General features: G+C 67.1%; 16 protein-coding genes. 14 read left to right on the forward strand and 2 right to left on the reverse strand.

What is annotated here, in order from left to right:
• Positions 1–5: 5 nt before the first annotated feature.
• Positions 6–695 carry an acVLRF1 family peptidyl-tRNA hydrolase gene (locus tag BWQ92_RS20450; protein ID WP_076803865.1) on the reverse strand — a complete coding sequence of 230 codons (690 nt, stop codon included), beginning with the start codon at positions 693–695 and terminating at the stop codon, positions 6–8.
• 62 nt (positions 696–757) lie between these two features.
• Here BWQ92_RS20450 and BWQ92_RS20455 point away from each other — a divergent pair, with 62 nt between their 5' ends.
• From BWQ92_RS20455 to nusB, 14 genes are all read left to right on the forward strand, one after another.
• On the forward strand, positions 758–2,245 hold the full coding sequence (locus BWQ92_RS20455; protein ID WP_076802733.1) for a replication-associated recombination protein A: 1,488 nt from the start codon (positions 758–760) through the stop codon (positions 2,243–2,245).
• Positions 2,246–2,416: 171 nt separating this feature from the next.
• On the forward strand, positions 2,417–3,043 hold the full coding sequence (gene rpsD, locus BWQ92_RS20460; RefSeq protein WP_076802735.1) for a 30S ribosomal protein S4: 627 nt from the start codon (positions 2,417–2,419) through the stop codon (positions 3,041–3,043).
• Positions 3,044–3,209: 166 nt separating this feature from the next.
• A complete protein-coding gene (locus BWQ92_RS20465; protein WP_076802738.1) occupies positions 3,210–3,584 on the forward strand; it encodes a DUF948 domain-containing protein in 375 nt (124 codons plus the stop codon).
• 18 nt (positions 3,585–3,602) lie between these two features.
• Entirely contained in the window at positions 3,603–3,833 is a 231-nt protein-coding gene (locus BWQ92_RS20470; protein WP_172804317.1) for a DUF6167 family protein, read from the forward strand.
• Between the two features lie 107 nt (positions 3,834–3,940).
• On the forward strand, positions 3,941–6,619 hold the full coding sequence (gene alaS / locus BWQ92_RS20475; RefSeq protein WP_076802741.1) for an alanine--tRNA ligase: 2,679 nt from the start codon (positions 3,941–3,943) through the stop codon (positions 6,617–6,619).
• Between the two features lie 6 nt (positions 6,620–6,625).
• Positions 6,626–7,225 carry a Holliday junction resolvase RuvX gene (ruvX, locus tag BWQ92_RS20480; RefSeq protein WP_076802743.1) on the forward strand — a complete coding sequence of 200 codons (600 nt, stop codon included), beginning with the start codon at positions 6,626–6,628 and terminating at the stop codon, positions 7,223–7,225.
• Positions 7,222–8,934 (forward strand): endolytic transglycosylase MltG, encoded by a 1,713-nt coding sequence (mltG, locus tag BWQ92_RS20485; RefSeq protein WP_076802745.1) that lies wholly within the window; start codon positions 7,222–7,224, stop codon positions 8,932–8,934. The genes ruvX and mltG overlap by 4 nt, the downstream gene beginning before the upstream one ends.
• Positions 8,931–9,791 (forward strand): shikimate dehydrogenase, encoded by an 861-nt coding sequence (locus BWQ92_RS20490; protein ID WP_076802747.1) that lies wholly within the window; start codon positions 8,931–8,933, stop codon positions 9,789–9,791. Before mltG ends, BWQ92_RS20490 begins: the two co-directional genes overlap by 4 nt.
• Before the next feature lie 26 nt (positions 9,792–9,817).
• Entirely contained in the window at positions 9,818–11,017 is a 1,200-nt protein-coding gene (gene aroC / locus BWQ92_RS20495) for a chorismate synthase (RefSeq protein WP_076802749.1), read from the forward strand.
• The gene (locus BWQ92_RS20500) at positions 11,017–11,676 is read left to right on the forward strand and encodes a shikimate kinase (protein WP_076802751.1); all 660 of its coding nucleotides are present in this window, start codon (positions 11,017–11,019) and stop codon (positions 11,674–11,676) included. Before aroC ends, BWQ92_RS20500 begins: the two co-directional genes overlap by 1 nt.
• Positions 11,673–12,761: a 3-dehydroquinate synthase gene (gene aroB / locus BWQ92_RS20505; protein WP_076802753.1), complete on the forward strand. Its 1,089-nt coding sequence runs from the start codon at positions 11,673–11,675 to the stop codon at positions 12,759–12,761. The genes BWQ92_RS20500 and aroB overlap by 4 nt, the downstream gene beginning before the upstream one ends.
• Entirely contained in the window at positions 12,761–13,279 is a 519-nt protein-coding gene (locus tag BWQ92_RS20510; RefSeq protein ID WP_076802754.1) for a hypothetical protein, read from the forward strand. Before aroB ends, BWQ92_RS20510 begins: the two co-directional genes overlap by 1 nt.
• Before the next feature lie 155 nt (positions 13,280–13,434).
• On the forward strand, positions 13,435–13,998 hold the full coding sequence (gene efp, locus BWQ92_RS20515) for an elongation factor P (RefSeq protein ID WP_076802756.1): 564 nt from the start codon (positions 13,435–13,437) through the stop codon (positions 13,996–13,998).
• On the forward strand, positions 13,998–14,408 hold the full coding sequence (gene nusB / locus BWQ92_RS20520; protein ID WP_076802758.1) for a transcription antitermination factor NusB: 411 nt from the start codon (positions 13,998–14,000) through the stop codon (positions 14,406–14,408). The genes efp and nusB overlap by 1 nt, the downstream gene beginning before the upstream one ends.
• An 85-nt stretch (positions 14,409–14,493) precedes the next feature.
• On the opposite strand, the gene BWQ92_RS20525 is transcribed toward nusB, so the two are convergent.
• Positions 14,494–15,735 (reverse strand): PrsW family intramembrane metalloprotease, encoded by a 1,242-nt coding sequence (locus tag BWQ92_RS20525; RefSeq protein WP_076802760.1) that lies wholly within the window; start codon positions 15,733–15,735, stop codon positions 14,494–14,496.
• Positions 15,736–15,833: the final 98 nt, after the last annotated feature.

Here is a 15,833-nt window from a genome sequence, read left to right on the forward strand (position 1 = left end):
GGCAGCTACCTCCCCGGCGGGTCTGTCACCGTCACCCGTACCGCGCAGGCGCCGGCCGCGGCCTTCTTCACGACGGCGGCGCGGGGGTCGGGGACGTCGAGGTAGGCCAGGCGGGGCAGGCCTGCCCAGGGCTTCAGGGCAGGCAGCGCCAGGACATCGTCCGCCAGAGCACGGTCACCTCCCGGCAGGATGTATTCGAACGTCTGGGCGGCAAAAACCAGCCTCGCCTGCTCCGCCACCGCCTCCACCATCGCGTCCGCCTGGTTGGCGCGGCGCCGGGCAAACCGCTGCTGGGACTGGCCGCCGGCCGCGGAGCGGGACTGCACGTACTTGGAACCGGTCTTGGCGGCGAGGATGCTCCCTTCGCTGGCCACGGCCACCCCGTAGCCTCCCCGGCGGACCAGGAGCAGGCCCACAGTGCGCGGCTGGGAAGCCAGTGAAGCCAGCCTTTCCACCAGGCCCGACCCGCGGCCCGGCCGGCCGTCGTCGGGCCACGGCGCCTGCAGCAGTGCAGTGGCACCGTCCGCGGCGGCCAGCCGAACGCCGTCGTCGTGGTCCTCCATCTCCAGGTCACCGTGGCTGGCGGCGAACCGTTCCACCCAGCCGGCCAGCCGCGGACCGGGGATGAACGCGGTCCTGGTGGACACGCCGCGCCCCGGTGCTGGTTGTCCCCGTTCCGGGCGGTTGCCTGCCATTGCCGGATCCCCTGCTTTCATGGCCGGATTTTTCCTGCTGATTCTGGAAGTAGCCTATCTATGTGGATGATCTCTTTGGTTCGGCGGCGCAGGCCGGCGACGACGACAACGACGACGCCGTCAGCACCGCCGGCTCGACCGGTTCTGTTCAACCCAGATCGGGTCAGTCACGTGCCACCCAGCCGCGCAGTCCGCTGGCGGTCCGAATGCGGCCCCGGACGCTGGACGAGGTGGTGGGTCAGCAGCATCTGCTGGGCCAGGGGTCGCCGCTGCGCCAGCTTGCAGCCGGGGCCGGGGCAGATGCCACCGGCCCGGCCGGGCCGAGCTCGCTGATTCTCTGGGGCCCTCCGGGCACAGGGAAAACCACGCTGGCGCACGTGATCGCGCGCGGTCCCGGCCGCAAGTTCGTGGAACTGTCCGCCATCACCGCGGGCGTCAAGGATGTCCGCCGGGTCATGGACGACGCCCTGACCGCCCGCGACCTCTACAAGACCACCACCGTCCTGTTCCTCGACGAGATCCACCGCTTCAACAAGGCACAGCAGGACGCGCTGCTGCCCGGCGTCGAAAACCGGTGGGTGGTGCTGGTGGCGGCGACCACGGAGAACCCGTCGTTTTCGGTGGTGTCGCCGCTGCTGTCCCGATCCCTGCTGCTCACGCTGAAGCCGCTCACCGACGCCGACATTGAGGGCCTGCTGGTCCGGGCCGTCGAGGACCCGCGCGGGCTGAACGGCAATGTCCGGCTCAGCGACGAGGCCCTGGAGCACCTGGTCCGGCTTTCCGGCGGCGATGCCCGCCGGGCGCTGACGGCGCTGGAAGCTGCGGCGGGCGTCGCGTTCGGTGACGCGGACGACGTCGTCGTAAATTCCGTTGACGCCGAAAGCGAGCCGGGGACGCCGGTCACCGGGGAACCGGTCACCGTTGAACTGCGGCACACCGAACGCGCGCTGGACGCGGCAGCCGTCCGCTACGACCGGGCCGGGGACCAGCACTACGATGTGGCCAGCGCGTTCATCAAGTCCATCCGCGGCTCCGACGTGGACGCGGCCCTGCACTACCTCGCCCGGATGCTCGAAGCGGGGGAGGACCCGCGCTTCGTGGCCCGGCGGATCGTGATCTCGGCCGCCGAGGACGTGGGCATGGCGGATCCGACGGCGCTGCAGACGGCGGTGGCCGCAGCGCAGGCGGTGCAGCTGATCGGAATGCCCGAGGGGCGCATCATCCTGGCCGAGGCGGTGGTCCACCTGGCCACGGCGCCGAAGTCCAACGCTGCCTACATGGGCATCAACAAGGCCATTGCGGACGTGCGGGCAGGTTTGGGCAACGGCATCCCCACGCACCTGCGCGACTCGCACTATCCCGGGTCCAAGCAGCTTGGTCACGGCGTGGGCTACAAATACGCCCACGATGCCCCGCACTCGGTGGCAACCCAGCAGTACCCGCCGGACGATCTCGTGGGCCGCGACTACTACGAGCCCACCGCCAACGGCGCGGAGCGGGACATTGCCGTGCGGCTCGAACGGCTCCGGAAGATCGTCCGGGGCAAGTGACCCGCATGGTAAGCTTGATCCTTGTCTGGCAAGGCACGGACGCACACTCCACCGAATTTCCGTTCGACGGTGCTGTCCCCTGTGCCCAGTAGCAAAAGGCAGCGGTTGGCCGATGCTCTCCCTTCTGGAGGCCAGTAACACTGACACACCGCAGATATTGGAAGGACACAAGTGGCTAACAACACTCGTGCTCGCCGTCAGGCCCGCCTCTCGCGGTCCCTCGGCATCGCTCTGACCCCCAAGGCCGCCAAGTACATGGAGCGCCGCCCGTACGGCCCCGGTGAGCATGGCCGCGCCCGCAAGAAGCAGGACTCCGACTACGCCGTGCGTCTGCGCGAAAAGCAGCGTCTGCGCGCCCAGTACGGCATCCGCGAAGCCCAGATGACCCGTGCCTTCGAAGAAGCACGCCGCACCAAGGGCCTGACCGGTGAAAACCTCATCGAACTGCTCGAAATGCGCCTCGACGCCCTCGTGCTGCGTGCCGGCTTCGCCCGCACCATCGCACAGGCCCGCCAGCTGGTTGTGCACCGCCACATCCTGGTTGACGGCATCCGCGTTGACCGCCCGTCCTTCCGCGTCGGCGAGGGCCAGCTGGTCCACGTTCACAGCCGCAGCGAAACGATGGCTCCGTTCCAGGTTGCAGCAGCCGGCGCCCACCGCGACGTCCTGCCCGCCGTTCCGGCTTACCTGGACGTCAAGCTTGACGCCCTCCAGGCCCGCCTGGTCCGCCGCCCGAAGCGCTCCGAGGTCCCCGTGACCTGCGAAGAGCAGCTCGTCGTCGAATTCTACGCACGCTAAATTCCGGCAGCGTATACAAAGAAGCCCGTGGCAAGCGCCGCGGGCTTCTTTGTATGTAGGGTACTGGGCTTTTGTATGTAAGGTACTTGGGGGGCATTTGCGGCTGCGGACCTTCGCGGCCGCGTGCCCGGTACGGTTCCACGGAGTTTCAAGGAGATGAACGTCTATGTCTGGTGGCGATATTGCCGGCCTGATCGCGGCCGGGGTATTTGCGCTCCTGGTCCTGTTGCTTGCTGTCCCCATCCTCAAGCTCGGACGGGTATTCGACGAGGTGCGGACATCCATCCGCTCGATCAGCGACGGCGCCACCCCCCTCATGGACGAGGTCACCGCTACGGTATCCACCACCAACCAGCAGCTGAAGAAGGTGGACGGCATTGCCTCCAACGTTTCGGATGCCTCGGCCAACATCTCGGCGCTGTCCTCGCTGATGGCCGCCACCATCGGTTCGCCGCTGATCAAGGTGGCCGCGTTCAGCTACGGCGTCCGTTCCGCGTTCGCCACCCGCAAGAAGCCCGCCACCGGCCGCCGCAGCCGCTAACCCGCCCGGAGAACTGAAATGAAAAGACTTGTCTGGATGGGAATCGGCGTGGCCATCGGCGTCATCGCCTTCCGCAAGGTCACCGAGGCGCAGTCAGCTCTCGGCCCCGAAGGCCTGAACCGGGCCGTGGGCCGGCTCGCCGACGGGGTCTACGACTTTGCCGACGCCGTCCGCGCCGGCATGCGGGAACGGGAAACGGACCTGCGCACCGCGCTGGGTGTTGAATCCCAGGACCTCGTCCGCCGCTAAACGCGCGAGAATTAAAACCTGCAGCACCGTCCAAACACCGGGGCTGCCTCTGAATCAAACTGTCACGCGCCAGCATGCGTGAACCAAGAAGGGTAAGTAATCAGCTCATGAAGTCGCAGGAGATCACAAAGCGCTGGGTGGACTTTTTCGTCAGCAAAGGCCACACGGCGGTTCCCTCCGCATCGCTGGTCTCCAGCGACCCCTCCCTGCTGTTCACGGTTGCCGGCATGGTTCCGTTCATCCCGTACCTGACCGCACGCGAGGAACCGCCCTACACCCGTGCCACCAGCGTCCAGAAGTGCATCCGGACCGGTGACATCGAGGAAGTCGGCAAGACTGCCCGTCACGGCACGTTCTTCCAGATGTGCGGCAACTTCTCCTTTGGCGACTACTTCAAGGAAGACGCCATCAAGTTCGCGTGGGAGCTGCTCACCACCAGCGTTGCCGACGGCGGGTACGGGCTTCCGCCGGAGCTGCTGTGGGTGACCGTCTACGAAGAGGACGACGAAGCCGAGGAACTCTGGTTCAAGAACACCGGAGTGCCCGCTGAGCGCATCCAGCGCATGGGCAAGTCGGACAACTACTGGTCCACCGGCCAGCCCGGCCCCGCCGGCCCGTGCTCGGAGATCTACTACGACCGCGGCCCCGCCTACGGTGCCGAGGGCGGCCCCATCGCCGACGAGAACCGCTACGTCGAGATCTGGAACCTCGTGTTCATGCAGTACCAGATCGACAACGTCCGTTCGAAGGTCGAGTTCGACATCATGGGCGAGCTGCCCAAGAAGAACATCGACACCGGCCTGGGCATGGAGCGTCTGGCCATGATCCTGCAGGACGTCGAGAACATGTACGAGACAGACCAGGTCCGCCCGGTCATCGACATGGCATCCAAGCTCTCGGGCAAGGAATATACCTCCGCCGAAACCGACGACGACCCGCACCACGCCGACGACGTCCGCATGCGCGTCGTTGCCGACCACATCCGCTCGGCCCTGATGCTCATCGCCGACGGCGTCACGCCCTCCAACGAAGGCCGCGGCTACGTGCTGCGCCGCCTCATCCGCCGCGCGGTCCGCTCCATGCGCCTCCTCGGCGTGGAACAGGCCTGCCTGCCGGACCTCCTGCCTGCTTCGCGTGACGCCATGAAGGGCGTGTACCCGGTGGTGGACACGGACTTCGACCGCATCAGCCGGATCGCCTACGCCGAAGAAAAGGCGTTCCTGCGCACCATCGCGTCCGGCACTGCCCGGCTCGAGGACGCCGTCAAGGAATCCAAGGCAGCAGGGCGCCCGCTCTCCGGCTCCGATGCGTTCACTCTCCATGACACATACGGCTTCCCGATCGACCTGACCCTGGAAATGGCCGAGGAAGCCGGCCTGAAGGTGGACGAGCCCGAGTTCCGCAAGCTCATGCTCGAACAGCGCCAGCGCGCGCAGGCCGACGCCAAGGGAAAGAAGGGCGGCCACGCCGACCTCTCCGCTTTCCAGGAACTGCTGGCCGAAGGCGAAACCGTCTTCACCGGCTACACCGACCTCGAAGGCGAATCCCGCGTCCGCGGCATCCTCAGTGGGGGCGCCAAGGTGGCGCAGGCGGCCACCGGTGACGAAATCGAACTCGTCCTCGCCGAAACCCCCTTCTACGCGGAGGCTGGCGGCCAGGCGGCCGACACCGGACTGATCACCGGCGACGGCTTCGTCGTCGAGGTTCTGGACGTCCAGCGTCCGCTCAAGGGCCTGAGCGTGCACAAGGCGATCGTCCGCGAAGGCGAAATCGCCTCCGATGCGCTGGTCCGCGCGGCAGTGGACCGGGAGCGGCGCCACGCAGCCGAGCAGGCGCACACGGGAACGCACATCGTGCACGCCGCGCTGCACCAGATCCTCGGCCCGCAGGCCACCCAGCGCGGCTCGTTCAACAAGGCCGGGTACCTCCGCTTCGACTTCGCCTGGGGCGAGGGCCTCAGCGCCGCCACCAAGTCCGAGATCGAGGAAGTCTCCAACCTCGCCATCCGGAACAACTTCCACGTGGACACCAAGGTCATGAGCCTCACCGAGGCCAAGGCCCTGGGCGCCATGGCGCTGTTCGGTGAGAACTACGGCAGCGAAGTCCGGGTTGTGGAGATCGACGGCGCGTGGTCCCGTGAGCTTTGCGGCGGCACCCACGTGTCCAACACCTCCCTGATCGGCAGCCTCTCGCTGCTGGGCGAACAGTCCGTCGGGTCGGGAAACCGCCGCGTCGAGGCGTTCGTCGGCATGGACGCGTTCCGCCACCTGGCCGCCGAGCGCGCTCTGGTGACGGAACTCACCGAAATGCTCAAGGTGCCCTCGGGCCAGCTGGCGGACCGTATCTCCGCGACCCTCACCAAGCTGAAGGCCACGGAGAAGGAACTCGAGCGGCTCCGGAAGGAACAGCTCGCTGCCGCTGCAGCCCAGCTCGCCGGATCGGCCGTGGACGCTGCCGGCGTCCGGGTGATCGCGCACGACGCTGGCCAGGTCAGCGGTGCCGACGACATCCGGGGCCTCGCCCTGGACCTGCGCAACCGGCTCGGCTCCGAAGCCTCCACGGTAGCCGTGGCCGGCGTCAGCAACGACCGCCCGGTGATCCTGGTGGCCACCAATGAAGCCGCCCGTGAAGCCGGCGTGAAGGCAGGCGCCCTGGTCCGGCTCGCCGCCGGAATCCTCGGCGGCGGCGGTGGCGGCAAGGACGACGTTGCCCAGGGCGGCGGCACTGACGCCTCCAAGGTCGGCGCCGCTCTGACTGCCATCGTCGACGCCGTCACGAGGCGCTAGCAGCCCGTGACTTCCTCCGCTGAGCCGCACGTCCACCCCCGGGGCATCAAACTGGGGGTGGACGTGGGCACCGTCCGCGTCGGCGTCGCCATCTGTGACCGGGATGAGATCCTTGCCACACCGCTGAAAACGCTCGACCGCAATCCCAAGAAGAATTCGGATGTCCGGGTGATCGCCGCCCTTGCGGCAGACCGGGATGCCGTGCAGATTTTCGTGGGGCTGCCGAGGACCATGAAAGGCGAGGAACACGCCTCGGCGCGCATGGCCACCGAGTACGCACAGCTGCTGGCCGAGGAGCTGGACCGCACTGGTTTGGACGTCCCGGTGCACCTGATCGACGAGCGGCTCAGCACCGTCACGGCCCACCGCAGCCTTCACCAAGCTGGCATGAGCAGCAAAAATCACCGTAAAGTGGTGGATCAGGTTGCGGCTGCCGGAATATTGCAGCACGCCATCGACATGCAAAAAGCCAGGGGAACGGATGTGGGGAGCCGTGTGCGCGCGCTTCCCCGTGCGGGGCTGTCCGGACACGCTGCAGCAGATACTGCTGAACGGCCTGGCCCGGAAACGGAAACACGATCTTCAGAGGATGGAAAGCTACAGTGAGCCCGGTCAATCGTGACGACTCCTCCGGCGAACCCTTCGCGGACGCCAGACAGCCCCTGACACGCAAGGAAATCCGCGCCCGCGAGAAGGCCGTCACCGCCGAATCCGGCGATGCCGTGCCCGAGCAGGCCTACGAGTCCGGTGAAGAGGTGCACGCCGGAGCGGGCGCCGCACGGCAGTCGGCGTCTGCGGCTTCGGTCTCCGGTGCGGACAGTGCCGGGACGGCGGCAATCCCGGCCCCTCCGGTGGCCGTTCCCGCTGCGTCCGCTGTCCCGGAGGCCCACGTTCCTGACGCCCGGCCTGTTCCGGCTGCCGAACCCATACCGGCCGCCGAGGTTCCCGATGCCCCCCAGGTTCCGCCCACTATCCACGATCCCGCCGACCATGCGGACGCCGGCGCACACGCGGACACTGTGCCCGGGAATACCGCTTCTGAGGTCCACGGCGCCCAGTCCGAAGATGCGCCGCACTTCGACGAATTCGCGCGGGGCCACCATGCCGAGTTTGAGCCCGGCCACCATTACGAGGACAGCCACCACTACGACGCTGATCACGAAACTTACGAGGACCACGCGCCCTATGAGCACCAGGCAGTGGGGCACCAGCTCCTGGCCGGCGCCGAAACCACAGCCACTGTGAACCGGCCGTCCAAGAAGGTCCGGCGACGGCGCCGTTTCGTGGCGCTGTTGCTTACGCTCGCGCTCTTTGTCACGGCAACCGTCGTCGGGGCGCAGTTCCTGAAGCCGCTGCTGGGCGAGAACAAGCCGTCCGACTATCCGGGCCCCGGTACCGGCCAGGTCAAGGTGTCCGTTGTTCCGGGTGAAGGTCCGGTGTCTGTTGCAGCCAAGCTGGAAGAGGCGAAGGTGGTTGCCAACGCGGATACGTTCATGACGGCGCTGACCGCATCCGGCGGCACGCTGTCGCCGGGGGAGTATGACTTCAAGCAGGAAATGAAGAACTCCGACGCCGTCTCCGTGCTTCTCAACGAGGGGCAGGCGAGGGTCATGTACTTCGCGCTGAATGCCGGCCTGCGGATCGATGAATCGCTGCAGGCGATTTCTGAGGGCTCGGGGCTGTCCGTCGCCCAGCTGAAGGCACTCAGCGATTCACCCAAGCAGTTCGGGCTCTCGTCCAAGGCGAAGAACCTCGAAGGGTTCCTGGCCCCAGGAGAGTACCGCTTCCCGCTCGGTTCCACCGCCAAGGAGATCCTGACCAAGCTGGTGAAGACCACGCAGGATGAGCTGAAGGCGCAGGGCGTGACGGATGCCGCCAAGCAGTACGACGTTGTGACCGTTGCCAGCATCGTGCAGGCAGAAGGCGGCCAGGCCGAGTACAAGGATGTGGCAGGCGCCATCTACAACCGCCTGAAGCCCACGAACACCGAAACCAACGGGCTGATCCAGTCGGACGCCACCGTCACCTACGGCCTGGGCAAGAAGAGCTTCCACATTGACGAGGCCGAAAAAGCCGACAAGTCCAACCCGTACAACACCTACGCCATCCAGGGCCTGCCTGTCGGGCCCATCGGATCGCCGGGCAAGACGGCCATCGATGCGGCGGCCAAGCCGAATAAGAACGACTACCTGTACTGGGTGACCATCAACCTCGACACCAAGGAGACGAAGTTCTCCAAGACGCTGGCCGAACATAACGTCTTCGTCGAGCAGTACAACACCTGGTGCGAGGCCAACCCGGGCCGTTGCGTATGAGCCTGCGGGCAGCGGTCCTGGGGCACCCCATCGGCCATTCGAAGTCACCGGCCCTCCACCTGGCCGCCTATGCGCGGCTCGGTGTGGAGATCGGCTATACCGCCATCGATGTGACGGAAGAAGCGCTGCCGGCATTCATGGACTCCGTCCGGGCTGAGCCGGACTGGCGCGGGCTGTCGGTCACCATGCCGCTGAAGAAGGCCATGGTGGCCGAGGTGGACGAGGTCCGCGGCGTGGGACGGGTCCTGGGCGTCATCAATACCGTGGCCTTCGAAGGTGACGGGGAATCGGTCCGGCGCATCGGCTATAACACCGACGTCACCGGAATCGTCAACGCGCTCCGCAATGCCGGCGCCGCCGACAACCCCTCCGGGGTGATCCTCGGCGGCGGCGGAACGGCGGCCGCGGCTGTGGCAGCGCTGCAGGAGCTCGGCGCTGTTTCGGTGGACGTGTATGTCCGGAACACTGCGCGGGCCGCGGAAGCGAGGGCGGCAGCGGCCGGCCTCGGCATGGACATCTCCGTCCATACCCTCGACGGTGCGGTCGAAGCGATGGCCGCTGCCGGCGTCGTAATATCCACGCTGCCGCCGCGGGCGGCAGACGGGATGGCGGCGGAACTGGAGGCGCTGGGACGGCGCACGGACGGCGTCCTGCTCGACGTTGCTTACGATCCCTGGCCCAGCAAAATCGCCGCCGCATGGCACTCCGGCGGCGGAACGGTGGTCCCCGGCCTTGAAATGCTGCTCTACCAGGCAGTCGAACAAGTGCGCTACTTCACACGCCTGCCGGACGCCGCAAGTGCCGAAGTCATAGATGTGATGTGCGACGCAGTCGGGGCACCCCGGCGAGTGTCCTAACCGCCAATCATGGCAGGATGGTTTTTATGTTGCGTTGGTTGACCGCCGGTGAGTCCCATGGCCCGGCACTGGTCGGAATTATCGAAGGCGTCCCCGCGGGAGTTGAACTCACCAGCGGGCAGATCGCCGATGCCCTGGCCCGCCGGCGGCTTGGCTACGGCCGCGGGGCACGGATGAAGTTTGAGCAGGACGTCGTCACGATCCTCGGTGGTGTCCGCCACGGCATCACCCAGGGTGGCCCCGTCGCCATCCAGGTGGGCAACACCGAATGGCCCAAGTGGGAACAGATCATGTCGGCGGATCCGGTGGACCCCGAGGAACTCGAGGGACAGGCCCGCAACGCCCCGCTGACCCGGCCCCGCCCGGGACACGCCGACTTCACCGGCATGCAGAAATACGGCTTCGACGAGGCCCGCCCCGTGCTGGAACGCGCCAGCGCCCGCGAAACCGCTACCCGTGTGGCAATGGGCACGGTAGCCGCCCAGTTCCTGAAGCACCTGGGCATTGAGCTCGTGAGCCACACCGTGTCCATCGCGAGCGTCACCGTGCCCGAGGGCCGGCCGCTGCCCGTGCCGGACAACGTCATAGCACTAGACGCCGATCCGCTCCGCTGCTTCGACCGTGAAACGTCCGATGCCATGGTGGCTGAGGTGGACGCCGCCCACAAGGAAGGCGAAACCCTCGGCGGCGTGGTGGAGGTGCTGGCCTACGGCCTGCCCCCGGGACTTGGCAGCTACGTCCACTGGGACCGCCGCCTGGATTCCCGCCTGGCGGCTGCCCTCATGGGCATCCAGGCCATCAAGGGCGTCGAGGTGGGCGATGGTTTCCTCACCGCCGCACGCCGCGGGTCGGCGGCCCACGACGAAATCGTCAAGGACGCCGACGGCCGGATCATCCGCACCAGCAACCGGGCCGGCGGCATCGAAGGCGGCATGAGCATCGGCGATGTCCTGCGCGTCCGGGCCGCCATGAAGCCCATCGCCACCGTCCCGCGTGCCCTGAAGACGATCGACATCAGCACCGGAGAAGCGGCCAAGGCACACCACCAGCGTTCCGACGTCTGTGCGGTTCCGGCCGCCGGCGTGGTGGCCGAGGCGATGGTTGCGCTGGTCCTGGCCGAGGCCGTGACCGAAAAGTTCGGCGGCGACTCCGTGGCCGAGACAGCCCGTAACATCAGGGGCTACCTCGAGAACATTCCGGCGTCGCTGGATACGATCGGACTCTAGTGCCCCGGAGCAATACACCCTGCAATGCGGGGGACCGGCCCATTGTGCTCATTGGGCCCATGGCGGTCGGCAAATCGGCGATCGGGCAGCAGCTGGCGCAGCAGCTGGATGCCCCGTTCGTAGACACCGACGCTGTCATCGTCGAAGGGCACGGTGCCATCGCGGACATCTTCGCCAACCGCGGCGAGCGTGCCTTCCGTGAAATCGAAGCCCGGACGGTTGCCCGCATCATCGAAGCCGCGGCCGGCACCGCCACCGTGGTTTCCCTGGGCGGCGGCTCGGTCCTGGACTCCGGGACCCAGCAGCTGCTGGAACGGTGCACCGTGGTGTACCTGGAGTGCGACGCCGATACCGTCGCCGCCCGGATCGCCAAGAACTCCGGGCGGCCGCTGCTGGCCGGCGACGGCATCCAGCGCTGGAAGGCGCTGTTCGCCACCCGGAAGCCCGTCTATGAACGCCTCGCGGACATCGTCCTGGACGTCCGGCAGGGAACCGTGCCGCAGCTGGGCCTGAAGCTTGAAGCCGCGTTGTGCGACTTTGCCGGCAGGGGCCAGTCCGCCGCCGGCAACGCCGCCGGGCCCACCATCCGCGAGATCAACAAAACCGCGACGACGGCAGCCCAGCAATGCGCTGCCGCGAAACAGGAAGTTGAAAAGTGAGCGAATCAACCGTTATCAAGGTCACCGGCCAGCAGGCCGGGGACAACTACGACGTCGTAGTTGGCCGCGGCTTGCTCGGCACCTTGCCGGGGCTGCTGGGGGAGCGCGTCCGCCGCGTCCTGGTCATCCACCCGCGCGCCCTCCGGCTCACCGGCGACACCGTCCGGGATGAACTGGCAGCTGCCGGCTTCACCGCGGTCACCGCGGAAATCCCGGACGCCGAAGAAGGCAAGCACATCCAGGTCGCCGCGTTCTGCTGGCAGGTCCTGGGCCAGAACGACTTCACCCGCTCGGACGCCGTGGTCTCTGTCGGCGGCGGCGCTGTCACCGACCTTGCCGGCTTCGTGGCCGCCACCTGGCTGCGCGGCGTCAAGGTCATCCACATGCCCACCAGCCTCCTCGGCATGGTGGACGCGGCCGTCGGCGGCAAGACCGGTATCAACACGGCCGAAGGCAAGAACCTCGTGGGCTCCTTCCACCCGCCCGCGGCCGTCCTCACCGACCTGGACACGCTGAAGACCCTGCCCCGGAACGAGACCATCTCCGGTATGGCCGAGGTCATCAAGTGCGGCTTCATCGCCGATCCCGCCATCCTGGACCTCGTGGAGAAGGATCCGGACGCCGTGACGGATCCGGGCTCGGACGCCCTGCGCGAGCTCATCGAGCGTGCCATCGCCGTGAAGGCCCGCGTCGTCTCGGAGGACCTCAAGGAATCCGGACTCCGCGAAATTCTGAACTACGGCCACACCCTGGGCCACGCCATTGAACTCGTGGAACGTTACTCCTGGCGGCACGGCGCGGCAGTCTCGGTGGGCATGATGTTCGCCGCAGAGCTTTCCCGCAGCGTCGGCCGGCTCAGCGACGCCGATGCCGACCGGCACCGCAGCATCCTCGAATCCCTCGGGCTGCCCGTCACGTACCGGCGCGACCGCTGGCAGGGGCTCCTGGACGGCATGCGCCGCGACAAGAAGTCCCGCGGCGACCTCCTGCGCTTCGTGGTCCTCGACGGCATCGCCAAGCCGGGAATCCTGGACGTGCCCGACACGTCCCTGCTCTTTGCCGCCTACCAGGAGATTGCGTCCTGATGCGCGACGACCAGAGCGGAACCATCGAATGGCCCGACGGCGGGTTCCCGGGGATCCGGATCAACCCGGACACCCTGCTTTCCGAAATTGTCAACGAAGAGACCTGCGCCGCCGCACTCGAGGCATCCACTGATCCGGCCGACCGGGTCCTGGTGCTGCTCGTCGAGGGACGCGCCTCCGACGCCGCCGAGCTGGTGGCGGAAGCCCGCTACAAGGACCCCGAGTCGTTCACGCTGCGGGCCTACGAAGCGGACGTGCTGCGCGTCTCCCACCGCTACGACCGCGCCGTTGAACTCTTCCGGCAGCTCCTCACCGAGGCGCAGGGAACGGCCAACGAGGCCCTTGCATACCAGTACCTCGGCCGGATGCAGTTTGTGGCAGGGAACATCGCTGCCGCGGTGGAATCCTTCACCCGGGCGCTGGACCTGCGGGTGGCGCAGTCCGCCGATGCAGCCCTCATCTACTCCTCAACGGTGGCGCTGGCGCGGGCGCGGGACGTGTTCGAGCTGGCCTCCTGACCTGCGGCCGCCGGGCCCAGGAAAACCGGGCCCGGCTTTGTCCGCTAGAATGGTTTCTGGATTTTTGATAAACACACGCTGGCGGGCTGTTCGGTCTGCCGGCATGGCATAACCAGCTGGCAGCCAGAACCAGTCAGACGAAACCAGAGGAAACAGTGGCAACCACAAACGACATCAAGAATGGAACCGTCCTGAAGCTGGACGGCCAGCTTTGGAACGTCCTTGAGTTCCAGCACGTCAAGCCGGGCAAGGGCGGCGCCTTCGTGCGCACGAAGATCCGCAACGTGCTCTCGGGCAAGGTCGTCGACAAGACCTTCAACGCCGGCCTGAAGATCGAAACCGCCACGGTTGACCGCCGCGACTACCAGTACCTGTACCAGGACGGCGCTGATTTCGTCTTCATGGACACCCAGGACTACGACCAGGTCCACGTCTCCGGCGAGGTTGTGGGCGACGCCACCAACTTCATGCTGGAAAACCAGCAGGTCAACATTGCCATGCACGAGGGCACGCCCCTCTACATCGAACTGCCGGCGAGCGTTGTCCTCGAAATCACCTACACCGAGCCGGGCCTCCAGGGCGACCGCTCCTCCGCCGGCACCAAGCCCGCCACCCTGGAGACGGGCTACGAGATTCAGGTGCCGCTGTTCGTCGAGAACAACACCAAGGTCAAGGTCGACACCCGCGACGGCAGCTACCTGGGCCGGGTCAACGACTAGTGAGCGCCCGCGGTAAAGCCCGCAACAGGGCTCTTGAGGTCCTCTTCGAAGCCGAGCAGCGTTCTGTCTCAGCCTTCGACGTGCTGCGTGCGCGCCGCGAGAGGACCGACCAGATCGTCAATCCGTACACCCTCGAGATCGTCGAAGGTGTGGTGTCCATGCAGTCCACCATCGACGAGTTCCTCGAGACCTACTCACAGGGCTGGACCCTTGAGCGGATGCCGTCCGTGGACCGCATCATCCTGCGGATCGGCACCTGGGAGCTGCTCTACAACGACGACGTTCCTGACGGCGTTGCCGTCAGCGAAGCCGTCGCACTGGCCAAGACGCTCTCCACGGACGAGTCGCCGTCGTTCATCAACGGCCTCCTGGGCCGGCTGCAGCAGCTGAAGCCGTCCCTGCTCGCCTGAGCTGACGTACGCAGAAAGCCCCTGCCGGTGAGCCGGCAGGGGCTTTCTGCATGCTGGAGGGCGCCTATTGTTGTTGGACGGCGCTCTACTGTTGGACGGCGGCACGCAGTGCCGTCAGGTGGCGCAGCTGCTGCGCCTCCTCGTGCTGGTGGGCCGGCACATCCCTGCCGCTGAGGATCCGCTGCCGGGTGAACGCCAGGCGCGTCGCCGCCTTGACGAACTCCTTCATCTGTTCCCCCCGGTTGTAGGACGCTGCCCAGCGCACTGCCTGGCGCCGGCCGGCCGGCGTGGCGAGTAGTTCCACCTCGGCGGGTGCGAACCAGCCCGCGGCGGCGTACTCCTGGAGGCGCTGCCGGGTCAGTCGCCGCTCGGCGACCCGCAGCACCACGATGCACACCACGGCCAGGACGAAGATGGGGACCTGCACCAGCACGTACTGGGCCAGGAAGTCCTGGCCCATGCTGTTCCACCTGTTGTGCAGGATCATGGCGGGAACCAGGCCCACAAAGAACGCAAACACTGCGGCGCCAGAATGCCCCCGGCGCGCGGCGAGGCCCATGACCAGGCCGGTGGTGCCGGTGAAGATGGCGTGCGCAAACGGCGACATCACTCCGCGGAGGAAGAAGATCTGCACCAGGTCGCTGCCGGTGCCGGACTCCGCAATGGCACGGCCGAAGTAGAGGATATTCTCGGTGAACGCGAAGCCGCCGGCGATGGTGAAGGCAAACACCACCCCGTCAACCGGGCCGTCGAAGTTGCGGCGGGCGAACAGGAGAAGCAGCAGCAGGCCCAATGACTTTGCGAACTCCTCCACCACGGGGGCCTGCACCGTGGTCATGAAGTCGCGGAAGGCCGCCTCGTTCGTATCCGGGGCGGCGAGGGCGAACACCGGCTGGATGAGCAGTGTCACGGCGATCGACACCGCCGCGCCCCAGGTGAAGGCAAACAGCAGCAGGCGCTTGGGTTCGGGTTCCCACCGGTCAATGATGGCGACGGCGGACAGCACCGCCGCCAGCGGGATCAGGGACGCGACAAAGCCGATGACGAAGCCGGTGACGCCGGTGCTGGCCAGGAGGAACGGCACCACGAGGAACAGGCTGACGAAGGCAAGGATCCCGCCGGTCACGACGAGCCCCAGGGTGCCTGCCCCGGGGCGGGCGGCGACCGTTGAGGCGGCCTCCGGGATGACCTGGTGGACAGCGCCGCCGCGGTGGCCCGGGGCCGGGCGGTAGTTCTGCGGCTGGACGTGGCCCATCCAGCTTGGATTCGCGGGCTGTCCAGGGAAGTCAGGCCCGGGAAACTGCCTCTGCTGCGGGTTCATCGACATAGACACGAGCCTATGTGCCGCGGGAGTGGCAACAAAGCACACGGCCTTGCGGTGTGACGGACGACGCCTGCTGCCGGGGCGGGGAGCAGGTGCCCGTG

Origin of the sequence: Arthrobacter sp. QXT-31, assembly GCF_001969265.1 — a bacterium.
GTDB lineage: Bacteria > Actinomycetota > Actinomycetes > Actinomycetales > Micrococcaceae > Arthrobacter.

Excerpts from the sequence above, each read along its gene's own strand:
- alaS (WP_076802741.1), top strand. The coding sequence starts at position 3,941 with ATGAAGTCGCAGGAGATCACAAAGCGCTGGGTGGACTTTTTCGTCAGC.
- BWQ92_RS20465 (WP_076802738.1), top strand. The coding sequence starts at position 3,210 with ATGTCTGGTGGCGATATTGCCGGCCTGATCGCGGCCGGGGTATTTGCG.
- aroC (WP_076802749.1), top strand. The coding sequence starts at position 9,818 with ATGTTGCGTTGGTTGACCGCCGGTGAGTCCCATGGCCCGGCACTGGTC.
- BWQ92_RS20490 (WP_076802747.1), top strand. The coding sequence starts at position 8,931 with ATGAGCCTGCGGGCAGCGGTCCTGGGGCACCCCATCGGCCATTCGAAG.
- BWQ92_RS20450 (WP_076803865.1), bottom strand. The coding sequence starts at position 695 with ATGGCAGGCAACCGCCCGGAACGGGGACAACCAGCACCGGGGCGCGGC.
- BWQ92_RS20510 (WP_076802754.1), top strand. The coding sequence starts at position 12,761 with ATGCGCGACGACCAGAGCGGAACCATCGAATGGCCCGACGGCGGGTTC.
- BWQ92_RS20525 (WP_076802760.1), bottom strand. The coding sequence starts at position 15,735 with ATGTCGATGAACCCGCAGCAGAGGCAGTTTCCCGGGCCTGACTTCCCT.
- BWQ92_RS20470 (WP_172804317.1), top strand. The coding sequence starts at position 3,603 with ATGAAAAGACTTGTCTGGATGGGAATCGGCGTGGCCATCGGCGTCATC.